Below are 15,281 nucleotides of genomic sequence, written 5' to 3' on the forward strand. Positions count from 1 at the left end.
GGGCACACCTACTTGATCGGCTTCTGTTTTCTAAGTTCACAAACAACTAACGCCGATCGTATCGAAAGCGAGCACTCGCAAAGTTTGTGATCCACAGGGTTCAGAAAAGCGATCGAGAATTACCAACGAAGTCCACTTACCCTTTCGGGCAAGTGGACTAATAGTAATTTCATTGCAATCAACAAATACCGGACGAGGAAAGGTGCTATCGCACGAAGCGATATCCCATGCCCGCTTCTGTCAGAAGGTGCCGCGGCCGGGTGGGATCCGGTTCGAGCTTACGCCGCAGGCTTGCCAGATATACACGTAAATAGTTCGTCTGGGTGCCGTACGACGGGCCCCAGACATGGCTGAGTATGTCGCGCTGGCTGACGAGCTTTCCTTCGTGCCGCACAAGCATCTCGAGCACACCCCACTCCGTGGGAGTCAGATGCACGGGCTCGCCGGCGCGAGTCACCTGTTTGGCCCGCAGGTCGACCGTGAAGGCATCGGTCTCGACCACTGGAGCGCCCTCATCGGTGCTGGCACTCCCCCGACGTACCGCTGCTCGTAGCCTCGCCAGGAACTCTTCCATCCCGAACGGTTTGGTCACGTAATCGTCGGCGCCGGCATCGAGGGCCTGCACCTTGTCTGCCGAATCGACGCGCGCGGACAGCACGATCACCGGCACATTGGTCCAGCCACGCAACCCGGCCAGCACGGTGAAACCGTCGATATCAGGCAAACCGAGATCGAGGACGATGACCTGAGGGTTGGTCTGCCCGGCTGCAGTCAGTGCACCCGCGCCGCTCGACGCGGTGGTGACGTCGAACCCGCGCGCGTTCAGGTTGATTCGGAGCGCACGAAGAATCTGGGGTTCATCATCGACGACCAGTACGCGCACCCGCTCACTCATCGCCGCGCTCCGATGGAGGGCCGACCGGGAGTTGGAATGACATCGTCAAGCCCCCGCCAGGGCTGACGCCAGGGATGATCTTGCTGCCCATGGCCTGAACGAACCCCTGGGCAACCGACAGCCCCAGTCCGACTCCCACGCCGTTGTCGTGATCACCGAGTCGCTGAAAGGCCGTGAAGATCTTGTCCCGATCATCAGCGGGAACACCCGGTCCGTGGTCGCATACCGAAATGGTGCACCGCGGCGGGTCATCGGCAGTGAGGCGGGCCCGGACCTGAACCGGACTCGACTGTCCACTGTGACGTAGGGCGTTGTCGATGAGGTTGGCGAGAACCCGCTCCAGCAGGCCCGGATCCGCGTAGACGAGGATGTGTTCGACATCGAGTTCGATGCGATTCGCGCCTGCCGGATCAAGCCGCGATATCCCGACCGTCGCCCCGCTCACCACCTCGGTCAGGTAGACCATCTGCAGATCGGGGCGGACGACACCCGCGGCCAACCGCGACGAGTCGAGCAGATTGCCCACCAGCGCGGTCAGATGATCGGTCGACTCCTCGATCGTGGCGAGCAATTCGGCGGTGTCCTCGGGGGAGAATGTGACGTCGGTACCCCGCAGACTCGACGCCGCCGCCTTGACCGCGGCCAGCGGGGTACGCAGATCGTGACTCACCGCCGACAACAGCGCCCTGCGCAATCGATCGGTTTCCGCGAGTGCACGCGCTTCTGACGCCTCGGCAGCCAGTTCGCGGCGCTCCACGATGCCCGCCGCCTGCGTGGCGACCGCGGACAGCACCTTGCGCTCTCGCCCACCGAGTTTCGGTCCCTTCAGCAGCATCTCGAACTCACTGCCGGGAACGGAACACACGGTGTCGGCATCGGCGGCCTCCGTCGGCGGGGTAGCACCGACCGCCCCCTCGACGGTGTTCGGATCCCGCCCACCCCGGCGGACCACGGATACCGCCTCCTGGTCGTACGTCTCTCGAACCCGTTGCAGCAGGCCCTCGAGGCCTTCACCACTGAGAACGGCTCCGGCGAATGTGGCCAGGAGTTCGGCGTCGCGACTGGCGCGCTGCGCCTGTGTCCGCCGGACGGTGGCTGAATCGACCAGGGCTGCGACGGCAATCGCAACAATCAGCATCACGATGATGGTGATGAGGTTGTCCGGCTCATTGATGGTGAAGGTGAATCGCGGATTCGTGAAGAAGTAGTTGAGCAGCAGTCCCGACAGAATCGCCGACAGTGCCGCCGGACCGATGCCACCGAGCATCGAGACCGCCAGTACCACCACAAAGAACAGCGCCGACTCACTGGCGAACCCCAACCAGCGATCCAGCAGACCCAGGAAGCCCGCCGCCACACAGGGAACAACCACGGCGGCAAGCCAGCTCAGCGGGTGATGAAACCGGGTTTGCCTGATGTCCAGCGGGTTCCGTGCCGTGGCCTCTTCGTGAGTGACCATGTGCACGTCGATCTTCCCTGAGTTCCGGACCACCGTGGCACCGACACCCTCGTCGAAGATCCGCTTCCACCGCGGGCGCCGCGACGTTCCCAGCACCAGCTGCGTGGCATTGATGCCGCGGGCGAACTCGAGCAACGCGACCGGAACATCGTCCCCGACGATCGTGTGGATCTGTGCACCGAACCCTTTGGCGATCTCGGTCAGTTTGACGATGTCGACCGCCGTCGGGTCGGCCAGTCCGTCGGCGCGCACGATGTGAACGACAACAAGTTCAGCACTTGATCTCGACGCGATCCGGCTCGCCCGCCGCAGCAGGGTCGCCGACTCGGGGCCGCCGGTCAGCGCCACCACCACTCGCTCGCGCGCCTCCCACGTCGCGGTGATGTCATGTGCGGCACGATATGCCGCCAGGTTGTCGTCGACCTGGTCGGCCAACCAGAGCAGCGCCAGCTCCCGGAGTGCGGTGAGGTTCCCCTGCCGGAAATAGTTGGCCAGTGCGCCGCCCACCCGGTCGTTGGGGTACACCTTGCCCGCAGCCAATCGTTGTCGCAGCGCCTGCGGAGCGATGTCGACGAGTTCGATCTCGTCGGCTTTGCGCACGACATCATCGGGAACCGTCTCACGCTGCACGATGCCCGTGATCTCTTGCACAACGTCGTTGAGACTCTCCAGATGCTGGATGTTGATCGTGGACAGTACGTCGATCCCGGCGTCGCGCAGCTCGTCGATGTCCTGCCACCGCTTGGCATTTCGCGAACCGGGAACGTTGGTGTGTGCGAACTCGTCAACCAGCGCCACCTGTGGACGGCGTGCCAGCACGGCGTCAAGGTCCATCTCTTCCAGAACCGTGCCGCGATACTCGATCTTCTGACGGGGGACGATCTCCAGACCGTCGGTCATGGCCGCGGTGACCGAGCGCCCATGCGACTCGACCACCGCGACCACCACATCAACGCCTTCGCCGACCAGCGCGTGGGCTTGCGCCAACATCTCGTACGTCTTGCCCACACCAGGTGCGCATCCGAGGAATACCTCGAGTCGTCCCCTGGTCTCTTTGCCGGCAGTCACTGCAGCGATCTTAGTCGCAGGCCGGAGCGGTCAGCCCCAGGTCGATGTTGACACCAAGAACGTTGACCGTCGGCTCCCCCAGGAATCCCAGCTGGCGACCGTTGGTGTTCTCGGCGACAATTCGCTCGACCTCGTCCACGGACTTCCCGTTCTCACGGGCCACCCGCGGTATCTGGAGCTGTGCGTAGGCCTCGCTGATGTGCGGATCCAGACTCGATCCCGATCCGGTGACGGCATCGACCGGCACCTGCTGCGGTCCGACGTTCTCCCGGGCGGCGATGATCTGCCTGCGCTCGTCGATCCATCCCGCGAGCTTGGCACTGTTCGGTCCCTGGTTACTGGCAGCCGAGGCGGCCGGGTCGCCCGGTGCCATCGGATCGTCAGCAGATCCCAGCACGCGAGCGTGTAGGAACTTGTCGGGTTGCCCGTTCTCCACCTGCGGGTCGATGCCGATCAGGCTCGATCCCACGACACAGCCGTTGCTGTCCTCCACTTTTGAGCCTTCTGCAGAGGACGAGGTGACTCTCGAAATCCCCCACACCACAGTGGGATAAGCGACGCCGAGAATCACCGTCATCGCCGCGAGGACCGCGACGGCAACTACACACTGCCGTATCCATGTCGAGACAGAATTCATGTTCAACTACCCCATTCCCGGGAGAAAGCGGACCACCAGGTCGATCAGCCAGATTCCGATGAACGGCGTGACCACACCACCGAGTCCGTAGATCAAGAGGTTGCGGCCCAACAACTTTGACGCCGAGCTGGGCCGGTAACGAACGCCTCGCAACGACAACGGGATCAACGCCACGATGATCAGCGCATTGAAGATCACCGCCGAGGTGATGGCCGACTGCGCCGAATGCAAGCCCATGATGTTGAGCTTGTCGAGCTGCGGATAGATGCCGGTGAACAGGGCGGGCAGGATCGCGAAATACTTTGCCAGATCGTTGGCAAGGGAGAACGTCGTGAGCGCCCCTCGGGTGATCAACAACTGCTTGCCGATGGCCACCACGTCGATCAGTTTGGTCGGATCCGAATCCAGATCGACCATGTTGCCTGCCTCTTTGGCTGCCGAAGTACCGGTGTTCATCGCCAGACCGACATCGGCCTGTGCCAGTGCGGGTGCGTCGTTGGTGCCGTCACCGGTCATCGCGACCAGGCGCCCACCGGCCTGTTCCTTGCGGATCAGCGCCAGCTTGTCCTCGGGAGTCGCCTCGGCCACGAAGTCGTCGACTCCGGCCTCGGCGGCGATGGCCTTGGCGGTGAGCGGGTTGTCACCCGTGACCATCACGGTCCGGATGCCCATGGCCCGCAGCTGTGCGAAACGCTGTGCCATACCGGGTTTCACAACGTCGGACAGTGCGATGACACCCAGGACGCGCGCCTTTGTATCCCCGACCCGCACAGCGACGACCAACGGGGTTCCGCCGGCACCGGCAATGCGATCGACTTCATCGGAGACCTCGATCGGCGGCACACCGCCGTTGTCGCTCACCCACCGGAGTACCGAATCTGTCGCCCCCTTGCGGATTTGACGCACGCCTTCGCCGGTTCGCAGATCCATCCCGCTCATCCGGGTCTGGGCGGTGAAGGCGATGAACTCTCGAGAACCGCGGGTCTCGATATCGATCGACGCCGGATCGAGGCCGAACTCGTCTCGGCAGAGGTCGACGATACTGCGCCCTTCTGGCGTGTCGTCGGAAAGACTCGATTGGCATGCGGCCAAGGAGAGTTCCTTCGTGGTCACCCCCGGTGCGGCGACAAGGGATGTGGCGCGACGATTACCAAAGGTGATCGTGCCGGTCTTGTCCATCAGCAACGTATCGATGTCGCCTGCGGCCTCGACCGCACGGCCCGACATCGCCAGCACGTTGCGTTGCACCAACCGGTCCATACCGGCGATGCCGATCGACGAGAGCAGAGCACCGATGGTCGTCGGGATCAGACAGATCAGCAATGCGATGAGCTTGACCGCGTCCGGTGTCTGGCCCGCGTACTCCTGCATCGGACCGACTGCCACCACCGCCAACAGAAAGATGATGGTCAAGCTGGACAACAAGATGTCGAGGGCGATCTCGTTGGGCGTTTTCTTGCGCGATGCCCCCTCGACCAGCGCGATCATCCGGTCCACGAAAGACTCACCGGGCGAGGTGGTGATCTTGACGATGATCTTGTCCGACAGCACAACCGTGCCGCCCGTCACCGCACACCGATCACCACCCGATTCCCGGATGACCGGGGCAGATTCGCCGGTGATCGCCGACTCGTCAACTGTGGCAATACCTTCGACCACATCACCGTCGCCTGCGATGACCTCGCCTGCCTCGACCACGATCCGATCACCGATGACCAGCGCGCTACCGGAGATCTCGGTGATGCTCCCGTCCGCCTCGAGCTTGCGGGCCATGGTGTCCTGCTTGACCTTGCGCAGGCTTGCCGCCTGCGCCCGGCCACGGCCTTCGGCAACCGCTTCGGCCAGGTTGGCGAACAGAACCGTGAACCAGAGCCAGAACACCACCGCGAAGGAAAACCACGACGGCTGCCACACCGCAAGAACAGTGGTGACGATCGCGCCGATGTAGACCACGAACATCACCGGGTTGCGCGCCTGATCGCGGGGATTGAGTTTGCGGAGCGCCTGTGGCACCGAGGTGATGAGCTGCCGCGGATCGAATGCTCCGCTGCCTGCCAGATCATCATCCGCGATGTCGACGGGTGCAGGTCGCTGCGCCACCGATGTGGTCATGACAATGCCTCTGCTATTGGTCCCAGCGCCATCGCGGGGAAGAAGGTGAGCCCGGCAACAAGGAGTACGGTGCCGGTGACCAGGCCGCCGTAGAGGAGACCGTGGGTGGGAAGTGTTGCGCTACTGGTAGACCGGGGCTTTTGTGATGCCAGCAGCCCGGCGAGCGCCAGGACGAAGATGATCGGCAGGAATCGGCCGAGAAGCATCGCGAAGCCCAGAGATGTCTGGAACCAGTCACTGGTCACGGTGAGGCCGCCGAACGCGCTGCCGTTGTTGTTGGCGGCAGAAGCGTAGGCATACAACACTTCAGAGAAGCCGTGGATCGACTCGGTCGACCCCGGATCGCCGCTGTTTCCCTGAAACCCGGTGGTGGACGACAGGATGACCGTGATCGCGGTTCCGGTCAGCACCAACGCCGGCATTACCAGGATCGACAGGGCCGCCATCGTGATTTCGTGCTGACCGATCTTCTTGCCGAGGAACTGCGGGGTCCGGCCGACCAGCAGGCCACCAACGAACACCGCGATGATCGCAAGTACCAGCATCCCGTACAGACCGGTTCCGACGCCACCAGGTGCGACCTCACCGAGCAACATGTTCCAGATCAGCGCGCCGCCACCGGCGGCGGAATAGGAATCGTGTGCGGAGTTGACTGCGCCGGTAGATGTTCCGGTGGTCGAGACCGCAAACAATGCCGACCCCGGGACTCCGAACCGCTGTTCTTTGCCTTCCATCATGGCGCCGGCCGCCTGCGCAGCAATGCCGTTGGTACGTGACTCGAAGGCCCACACGACAGCCAGCATGCCGCTCCAGATCACCGCCATCACACCGAGAATCGTCAAACCCTGGCGACGATCGCCAACGAGGGTGCCGTAGGTGCGCGTCAAACAGACCGGAATGATCAGCAGTGCAAGGATTTCGACGATATTGCTCAGGGGTGTCGGATTGGAGAACGGATGAGCGGAGTTGGCCGACAGCGTGCCGCCTCCGTTGGTACCGAGTTCCTTGATCGCCTCCTGCGACGCAAACGGACCGACCACACTCGAACCATTCGATCCGTCGAGGCCGATGAAATCGAAGCCACTCTTGAACGACTGAACGGCACCCTGCGTGAGCAGAATGGCCGCGACGATGATGCTCAGCGGCAACAGGATCCGGAGTGCCGAACGGGTCATGTCGACCCAGAAGTTGCCGAGCTCCCCGTCACCCTTTTTCGCGATGATGCCGCGGATGAGCGCGACGGCAACCGCCAGCCCAACTGCCGCAGACAGGAAGTTCTGCACTGCCAGTCCGACCATCTGGGTCAGGTTGCTCATCACCACTTCGGGCGAGAAGGACTGCCAGTTGGTATTCGCGACAAACGAGATCGCGGTGTTGAAAGCCATGGCAGGCGATACGGAATCGCGGCCGTCACTCCAAGGCAGGACACCTTGCAGTCGTTGTAGCAGGTAGAGGAACACGATGCCGACGAAAGAGAATGCGATCAACGCGGTGGCGTAGCCGGTCCACGTCTGGGAGCGCTTGGGATCGATCCTGGCGATTTTGTAGATGAATCGTTCGGGCGCCCAATCGCGCGCACCGGAGAACACTCGGGCCATGTAGTCGCCGAGGGGCACATATGCCGCCGCGAGTACGAACACCACCACCCCGACCTGGAGCGCGGCAGCCAAAGAGGAGTTCACGCCTTAGAACCTTTCGGGAAATATGAGGGCGGCAAAGAGGTACAGCACGACGATCACTGCGAGGATCAGCAACACGACGTTGGTTGCTCCGTCGGCGGTCACCGGCGTGTTCTCGCAGCGACGGCACGCAGAACCAGCGCGCATGTTAGGAAACCGCCGCCGATTGCCAGCAGAAAAAAGAGATCTGACACGACCACTCCTGGAGAGATGCCGGGCTACTCCATCGAGCCCGGCGTGTGTCCTGAGCATGCGCCGATCAAAGGGGCGTCGAACCCGTCGTTGACGACCTTCATACGCCCGCATCCTCGATCTTTACGCGATCTTTGCGCGTGGCGATTCGGGCTCAATCGAGGCCGTGAATACAGCTGACGTATTCAGATATCGCAATGCCGAATCAGTAGTTCAGCAACTCCGATGTACCAATAGCGGGAATCTACTGATCTAATGTATGCATGCGAAATAGACAATCGACTGCTGCTGATAAGGATGCTCCCGAAGCATCCAAGGCACTCAGCGTTGGAGCGCAGGTCAACGTCACCACTGACGACAACACTCGAGAAGGCACCATCGTCGAGGACTTCGGTGTTCTCCCCGAGGCCACGGTCGATCTCGGTGACGGACTCAAGGTCAGCCCGAAGCGCTTTGCTGTGCTGCTGAACGACGGAAGCCTGGTGTTCGTCAACGACGACAGCCTCGAGGCAATCTCGTAAAACGCGGCGCCGTCAACGACGGCGCTGCATGACCTCCCGCAGCTCAGGACTCGGTTCGCCCTCGAGTTGGCGCAGGTAATTCTCGACAACCTCGATCATCTCCGCGTGCCCTTCGCGGACGCCGAGAGTGTCTTCCATGACCACAACCCGCGAGATGCTGGTCATCAACACTATCGCCGCCACTGCCGGCATCTGGTCGAGATCAACCCCATATCTGCGCAGCACTTCCTCGATACCGGCACTTGCCTCGCTGCGGAACTGTTCAGAGATCCGCACGATCTCGGCCCGAAGTTCTTTGCGATGGTTCGACAATGCGATGAATTCCATCGTGAAGATCGCACCGGCCGGATCGGTACTGAACGTCCACAGCGCCCACAACGGCTGCTCGGATTTGAGCGCCAACGCCTGTACTTCGAGGCCTTGCTCGGCCCGACGCCGGAACAGCTCCAGGAACAGCTCGTCCATGGTGCGGAAGTAGTAGTGCACCAGCTGAGGTTTGAGGCCCGCTTCGTCGGCCACGCGGCGGGAACTCACCGCGGCATAGCCGTTCTCCAACATCAGACGCTCGGCGGCGGCAAGCAGCACCGCGCGATTTTTTGCGTCCGGGGCGCCCAGTCTGCGGGGCGATGCCATCGGGTTCGACCTCCGCATCATTGTCAGCAGCCATTTGGCTCACGACATGTTAGCGCGCCGTTGTCCACAATATCGACGGATGCTGTGCAAATGCCTAGCACCGCTCCGTGCAGAAACGCGAAATGGCCGCCCGGACAACCGGGCGGCCAGTTCGATGCGACGTGTCAGCGCTTGCGGTTCATCACCCGGTCAGCAGCTTCCCAATGCTCCTCGGCCACCCACAGGCGTGCGAACGCCGCAACCGCCTCATCGGGGGTCGCACCGCCGATGACGCGCTTGATGTCACCGGACGAATTGTTGGCCAATGACCTGGCCACGGCCTTCCAGCCCTCATCGAACGACGCCCGGGGCAGTACCCGGTCGACCAGTCCGATCCGCTCGGCCTCGGCAGCACCGAGAAGTGCCCCACCCCCGGCGAGCAGCAGGGCCCGACTCTTACCGACCAGCTGCGCGAGTCGCTCTGCGCCACCCCAGGCCGGCATGATCGCCAGCGTCACCTGGTTGAAGCCGATCCTGATGTCGTCGGCAGCGATACGGATATCGGCGGCAACGGCAACCTCGGCCCCACCACCGAGTGCGTGCCCGTTCAGCGCCGCAACAACCGGTGCCGGGAACGCGGAGATCTGATCGCAGATCCCGCGCATCCGCCAGGCCATCGCCTCGGCCTCTTCGATTGTGCGCAGGGCGCTCAGTTGCTTCAGGTCTCCGCCGGAGACGAACGCTTTGTCGCCGCCACCCTTGATGACCAGGGCCTGAGCGCCTTTCGCCTCATCCAGGGCCGTCTCGAGCTGATCCATGGTTTCCGGCGCAATCGCGTTCCGGGCCTGCGGACGGTCGATCGTGATGATCGCCAGACCTTCGTTGAGTTCAAGTTCAACCATGGGAGATTCTCCATCAATGAGATTGGCATTCTTCAGTTATGAGAATATCATCATCACCGTCGGCCGTTGATCGCCTCACCCGGCCGATCGCGACCCCGGCCGTCGTTCGGTACCCGGACCCGGACCAGAGCTGTATTGGAGTTGTCTACATGCGAACCATCCCCGCCGACCTGGTGGCCAGATACGAGCAGCAGGGGTGGTGGACCGACGAGACCATCGGAGAACTGCTCGCAGCGGGGCTCGCTGCCGCACCCGATGTCGAGTTCCGGATCCATTCGTCGATCCGACCGTGGACGGGGACCTTCGCCGATGTCGAGCTGGTTGCCCGACGACTTGCCGCCGGCCTGCGTGACCGTGGCGTGGGACCAGGTGACGTCGTCGCATTTCAACTCCCCAACTGGATGGAAGCCGCGGCAACCTTTTGGGCCTCATCGTTCCTCGGCGCCACGGTGGTTCCGATTGTCCACTTCTATGGGCGCAAGGAAGTCGGTTACATCCTCGGTGCGATCAAACCCAAGGTGTTCATCGCCGCCGAGAAATTCGGACGCCTCGAACACTCCCCTGATCTCAGTGCCGACGTTCCGATCGTCGGGGTGGTCGGCCGCGACTTCGACGACCTCCTGGCCGACGAACCGATGTCCGGGATCATCGAGACAGATGCGGCGCTACCTGCATTGATCGCCTTCACGTCGGGCACAACCAGCTCACCGAAGGGCGTGATCCACAGCCATCGCACGCTCGGTTTCGAGACCCGGCAACTCGGTGCGTGGTATCCGCCCGATCGCGGCAGCCAGCTCACCGCCGCGCCGGTCGGCCACTTCATCGGGATGGTCAACGCCTTCCTCATCCCGGTCCTCGACGGCAGTCCGATCAACCTCACCGACGCGTGGGATCCCGTGCAGTCGATGGACCTGATGAAGACGGAAGGCCTGACCGTCGGCGGCGGTGCCACCTACTTCGTGACCAGCCTGATCGACCATCCGGACTTCACCGACGAGTACCTGCCGTTCATGAAATATGCCGGGCTCGGCGGGTCATCGGTGCCTGCGGCGGTCACCACGCGACTCGAGGACCTCGGCATCACGGTCTTCCGCTCATATGGGAGCACCGAGCACCCGTCCATTGTCGGCTCGATGTACAACGCCCCCATCGACAAGCGCCTGTTCACCGACGGAAATGTTCTGCCGGGCGCCGAGATCCGGCTTGGCGACGACGGTGAGATCTTCAGTCGCGGACCGGATCTCTGCATCGGCTACACCGATTCGGAACTGACCGAACGTAGTTTCGACGAAGACGGTTGGTACCGCACCGGCGATGTCGGGGTGATCGACGAAGACGGCTACCTGACGATCACAGATCGCAAGGCGGACTTCATCATTCGCGGCGGGGAGAACATCAGCGCCTTGGAGGTCGAAGAGGTCCTGATGGGTATGCCGGCAGTTGCCGAAGCGGTGGTGGTCGCCGCGCCCGATGCCCGCCTCGGCGAGCACGCCGCCGGGGTCCTTCGACTCAAATCGGGCCATTCCATGCCCACGATGGCCGAAGTCCGCGCACACTGCGATCGGATCGGTTTGGCCAAGCAGAAGTGGCCCGAGGAGTTGCATCAGGCCGACGATTTTCCTCGTACCGCGAGCGGGAAAGTTCAGAAGTTTCAGGTGCGCAAGGATATTGCGACATCCGCATAAAGAGAATATGATTCTCACAAGAGGAAATGGAGGATCTCATGCCCGAAGCATTGCCGTATCCGTTGTTCGACGCGGACAACCACCTGTACGAGACCCAGGAGGCGCTGACCAAGTTCCTTCCGGAGAAGTACAAGAATGCGATCCAATACGTCCAGGTCAACGGCCGGACAAAGATCGCCATCCGTGGGCAGATCAGCGAATACATCCCCAACCCGACGTTCGACGTCGTCGCACGGCCGGGTGCCATGGAGGATTACTTCAAGAACGGTAACCCCAAGGGCCTGAGCAAGCGCGAGATCTTCGGCAAGCCGATCAAGTCGCCTGCCGCATTCCGTGAGCCTGCTGCGCGTCTCAAGCTCATGGATGAGCTGCAGATCGACCGCACGCTGATGTTCCCCACGCTCGCCAGCCTCATCGAAGAGCGCATGCGTGACAACCCGGAACTGATTCACGCCGTGGTCCACTCGCTAAACCAGTGGCTGTACGAGACCTGGGGTTTCAATTACGAGGATCGCATCTTCACCGTCCCGGTGATCAGCCTGCCGATCGTCGAAGAGGCCATCAAAGAACTCGAGTGGTGTGTCGAGCGCGGCGCCAAGGCCATCCTGGTCCGTCCCGCTCCGGTCCCCGGATTCAAGGGCCCGCGGTCGTTCGCCCTTCCCGAGTTCGACCCGTTCTGGAAGCGCGTCGTCGAGCTCGATGTGCTGGTCACCCAGCATTCGTCGGACAGCGGTTACGCACGCTACAACCAGGACTGGGACGGCACCAGCGACGAGATGCTCCCCTTCGTCACCAATGCCTTCCGCATGGTCAGCGAATGGCGTCCGATTCAGGACACAGTTGCCTCGTGGGTCTGCCACGGCGCCCTGTTCCGGTTCCCGGAGCTGCGCATCGCGGTCATCGAAAACGGTGCCAGCTGGTTGCCGCACGTGCTGCAGACCCTTGCAGACGTGTACAAGAAGGCTCCTGAGGGCTTCGGCATGCAGGATCCGGTGGCTGCCATCAAGAAGAGCATCCACGTCAGCCCCTTCTGGGAAGAAGATTTCAGCAAGCTCACCGCCCTCATCGGCGCCGAGCGCGTGCTGTTCGGGTCGGACTACCCGCATCCCGAGGGCCTGGCCGAGCCGACCACGTACATCAACCACATCCAGCATCTGCCTCTCGAAGATCAGAAGCTGGTCATGGGCGGAAACATGGCGAGGTTGCTCAAGGTATGACCTGGGAGACCATCCCGCAGATGGTCCTCTCCGTCGACGATCGCTTCGGTGACAACGAAGCGATCGTCGACGGACCGCTCCGGCTGACTTTCCGTCAACTCACACAACGGGTTCGGAAGGCAGCCGGAGCTTTTGCATCAGCGGGCATCGACAAAGGCGACCGGGTCGCCATCTGGGCACCCAATTCGGCGGAGTGGGTCATCGCGGTCTTCGGGCTGCTGACCGCAGGCGGCGTGCTGGTCCCGGTCAACACCCGTTACAAGGCCGATGAGGCAGACGACATCGTCCGGCGTAGCGGCGCCAAGCTCCTGCTCGTGCAGCAGGGCTTTCTCGGGGTGCAGTACGGCGGCCCCGAAGGTGTGCCAGTCATCGACCTCAAGTCCGATTTCCTCTCCAGCGGTGAGCCTTTCGAGTGCGAGGTGAGCGGCGACGACATCGCCGACATCATGTACACCTCCGGTACCACCGGACGCCCCAAGGGCGTCATGATGAACCACCGGCAGACGTTGCGGCTGTTCTCCGAGTGGTGCGACCTCGCAGACCTACGCGAAGGCGACCGCTATCTGGTGGTCAACCCCTTCTTCCACATGTTCGGCTACAAGGCCGGCATGATCGCGTCGATGATCCGCGGTGCCACCATCTTTCCCGTGCCGGTCCTCGACGTCGATGCGGTACTCGATCTCGTCGAACGCGAGAAGATCACGATGCTTCCCGGCCCCCCGACGCTCTACCAGTCGTTACTGGCGGCCAACGACGGTAGCCGCGACCTCTCGTCACTGCGGGCCGCTGTCACCGGTTCGGCCGACATCCCCGTCGAACTGATCCGCCGGATTAAAAATGACCTCCCCTTCGAAACCATCATGACCGGCTACGGCCTGAGCGAGGGCGGCACAGCGACCGCATCACGGGCGGGCGACACCTTCGAACAGATCGCCACCACCGTCGGAACACCGTGCGATGGAATCGAATTGCACATCGCGGACGACAGCGAAGTCCTGATCCGCGGGTACAACGTCATGCAGGGCTACCTCGACGATCCGGCGGCAACCGCCGAAGCCATCGACTCCGACGGATGGCTTCACACCGGAGATCTCGGAAGTCTCGACGAGGGCGGCCGCCTGCGCATCATCGGCCGCAAGAAAGACATGTTCATCGTCGGCGGTTTCAACGCCTACCCCGCCGAGATCGAAGGCTTCCTCCTCGAACATCCGGCGGTCGCACAGGTCGCGGTCATCGGTGTGCCCGATGACCGGCTCGGCGAGGTCTGCAAGGCGTTCGTCGTCACCAAAGAGGCTGTGTCCGAAGCCGATCTGATCTCGTGGAGCCGCGAGCGCATGGCCGGCTTCAAGGTCCCGCGGTCGATCGAGTTCCTGACCGAGCTACCCACCAACGCAACCGGCAAGGTTGTGAAAGATCTTCTCCGATGAGTTCGGAGTCGATAGTCTGACCTGACACACCCCCATCACGAGGACCGCCCGATGGATACGGATCTGCCATTGATCGACGAACACCGGTTGTCCATTGATGCACCCGTGTTGACAGTCTGGGAAGCACTGACCGCCTGGATCGCCCGCACACAACTCGGCACCAACACCCAGTTCGCGCATCTGGTGGGAACCGATCCGCGGCGCGCTTCGGGCACGATCCCCGACGTCGGCGCCACGATCCCCGGATTCGCGGTGACCGAATCCGTACCGGGCGACCACATCACGCTGGCCGGTCGCCACCGATTCTCCCGCTACCTACTGCGCTTCACGGTGAGCGGCGACGCGGGTGGCTCAGAGATCAGCGCCCGCTCCTATGCGACGTTTCCCGGAGTGCCCGGCTGGGGCTATCGGCGGTTCGTCATCAGCTCCGGAGCGCACGGACTTATCGTGAAACGCATGCTCATGCAGATCCGAAGCAGCATCGAGTAGAACACCCGCCGCACTCCCCCGCCGCACGTGCCAATGGACCATTGACCGCGCCGAAGTTGCTCACAACCCCTGCTCGATGAACGTGGCAAGCCTCGCGATCTGTTGCTCGTTTCGCTTGTAGTGCGTCCATTGGCCAATCCGTGTGGTGGTCACCAGATCAGCTGCATGGAGTGCGGCCATGTACTGCGACGCCGTGGATTGCGATACCTTTGCCCTCGCCTGAATGTGCTTGAGGCACACTCCGATCTCCTCGGCAGGCGCGAGCTGCGGAGGGAAACTTCCTGGGTCTTTCAGCCATTGCAGGATCTGCACACGCGCGGGATTCGACAGCGCTTTGAACGCGGAATCCCATGCCGTACCTGTCGATGCTTCGTCCACGTCGCTCA

General features: G+C 62.5%; 14 protein-coding genes. 5 read left to right on the forward strand and 9 right to left on the reverse strand.

Annotation, left to right across the window (positions count from 1 at the left end; genetic code table 11):
- Nucleotides 1-205: 205 nt before the first annotated feature.
- The 6 genes from AC1TPF_RS00245 to AC1TPF_RS00270 are packed head-to-tail and all read right to left on the reverse strand — an operon-like array spanning nt 206 to nt 7,997.
- Complete coding sequence (locus AC1TPF_RS00245; RefSeq protein WP_482137162.1) at nt 206-895, reverse strand: response regulator; 690 nt, start codon at nt 893-895, stop codon at nt 206-208.
- A complete protein-coding gene (locus AC1TPF_RS00250) occupies nt 888-3,422 on the reverse strand; it encodes a DUF4118 domain-containing protein (protein ID WP_482142169.1) in 2,535 nt (844 codons plus the stop codon). Before AC1TPF_RS00250 ends, AC1TPF_RS00245 begins: the two co-directional genes overlap by 8 nt.
- Nucleotides 3,423-3,432: 10 nt before the next feature.
- Nucleotides 3,433-4,059, reverse strand: a complete 627-nt coding sequence (locus AC1TPF_RS00255; protein ID WP_482137160.1) for a potassium-transporting ATPase subunit C — start codon at nt 4,057-4,059, stop codon at nt 3,433-3,435.
- Nucleotides 4,060-4,065: 6 nt separating this feature from the next.
- Complete coding sequence (kdpB, locus tag AC1TPF_RS00260) at nt 4,066-6,171, reverse strand: potassium-transporting ATPase subunit KdpB (RefSeq protein WP_482137159.1); 2,106 nt, start codon at nt 6,169-6,171, stop codon at nt 4,066-4,068.
- Nucleotides 6,168-7,853, reverse strand: a complete 1,686-nt coding sequence (kdpA, locus tag AC1TPF_RS00265; protein WP_482137158.1) for a potassium-transporting ATPase subunit KdpA — start codon at nt 7,851-7,853, stop codon at nt 6,168-6,170. The genes kdpB and kdpA overlap by 4 nt, the downstream gene beginning before the upstream one ends.
- A 3-nt stretch (nt 7,854-7,856) precedes the next feature.
- Complete coding sequence (locus AC1TPF_RS00270; protein WP_482137157.1) at nt 7,857-7,997, reverse strand: potassium-transporting ATPase subunit F; 141 nt, start codon at nt 7,995-7,997, stop codon at nt 7,857-7,859.
- 308 nt (nt 7,998-8,305) lie between these two features.
- Between AC1TPF_RS00270 and AC1TPF_RS00275 the strand changes: the two genes are divergently transcribed.
- Nucleotides 8,306-8,563 (forward strand): hypothetical protein, encoded by a 258-nt coding sequence (locus AC1TPF_RS00275; protein ID WP_482137156.1) that lies wholly within the window; start codon nt 8,306-8,308, stop codon nt 8,561-8,563.
- A 12-nt stretch (nt 8,564-8,575) separates the two neighbouring features.
- Here AC1TPF_RS00275 and AC1TPF_RS00280 read toward each other — a convergent pair whose 3' ends face one another.
- Both AC1TPF_RS00280 and AC1TPF_RS00285 read right to left on the reverse strand, forming a co-directional pair.
- Nucleotides 8,576-9,196, reverse strand: a complete 621-nt coding sequence (locus AC1TPF_RS00280) for a TetR/AcrR family transcriptional regulator (protein WP_482137155.1) — start codon at nt 9,194-9,196, stop codon at nt 8,576-8,578.
- Between the two features lie 164 nt (nt 9,197-9,360).
- A complete protein-coding gene (locus AC1TPF_RS00285; RefSeq protein WP_482142170.1) occupies nt 9,361-10,077 on the reverse strand; it encodes an enoyl-CoA hydratase/isomerase family protein in 717 nt (238 codons plus the stop codon).
- A 149-nt stretch (nt 10,078-10,226) separates the two neighbouring features.
- On the opposite strand from AC1TPF_RS00285, the gene AC1TPF_RS00290 reads away from it, so the two are divergent.
- From AC1TPF_RS00290 to AC1TPF_RS00305, 4 genes are read left to right on the forward strand one after another with little or no spacing between them, the layout of a single operon-like run.
- The gene (locus AC1TPF_RS00290; RefSeq protein WP_482142171.1) at nt 10,227-11,762 is read left to right on the forward strand and encodes an AMP-binding protein; all 1,536 of its coding nucleotides are present in this window, start codon (nt 10,227-10,229) and stop codon (nt 11,760-11,762) included.
- A gap of 38 nt (nt 11,763-11,800) precedes the next feature.
- Entirely contained in the window at nt 11,801-12,979 is a 1,179-nt protein-coding gene (locus tag AC1TPF_RS00295; RefSeq protein WP_482137152.1) for an amidohydrolase family protein, read from the forward strand.
- Complete coding sequence (locus tag AC1TPF_RS00300; RefSeq protein ID WP_482142172.1) at nt 12,976-14,406, forward strand: FadD3 family acyl-CoA ligase; 1,431 nt, start codon at nt 12,976-12,978, stop codon at nt 14,404-14,406. The genes AC1TPF_RS00295 and AC1TPF_RS00300 overlap by 4 nt, the downstream gene beginning before the upstream one ends.
- A gap of 51 nt (nt 14,407-14,457) precedes the next feature.
- Nucleotides 14,458-14,895, forward strand: a complete 438-nt coding sequence (locus tag AC1TPF_RS00305) for a hypothetical protein (protein WP_482142173.1) — start codon at nt 14,458-14,460, stop codon at nt 14,893-14,895.
- A 60-nt stretch (nt 14,896-14,955) separates the two neighbouring features.
- Here AC1TPF_RS00305 and AC1TPF_RS00310 read toward each other — a convergent pair whose 3' ends face one another.
- On the reverse strand, nt 14,956-15,273 hold the full coding sequence (locus AC1TPF_RS00310; protein WP_482137149.1) for an ArsR/SmtB family transcription factor: 318 nt from the start codon (nt 15,271-15,273) through the stop codon (nt 14,956-14,958).
- Nucleotides 15,274-15,281 lie beyond the last annotated feature (8 nt).

The sequence above is a fragment of the Williamsia sp. Y853 genome (assembly GCF_056786495.1).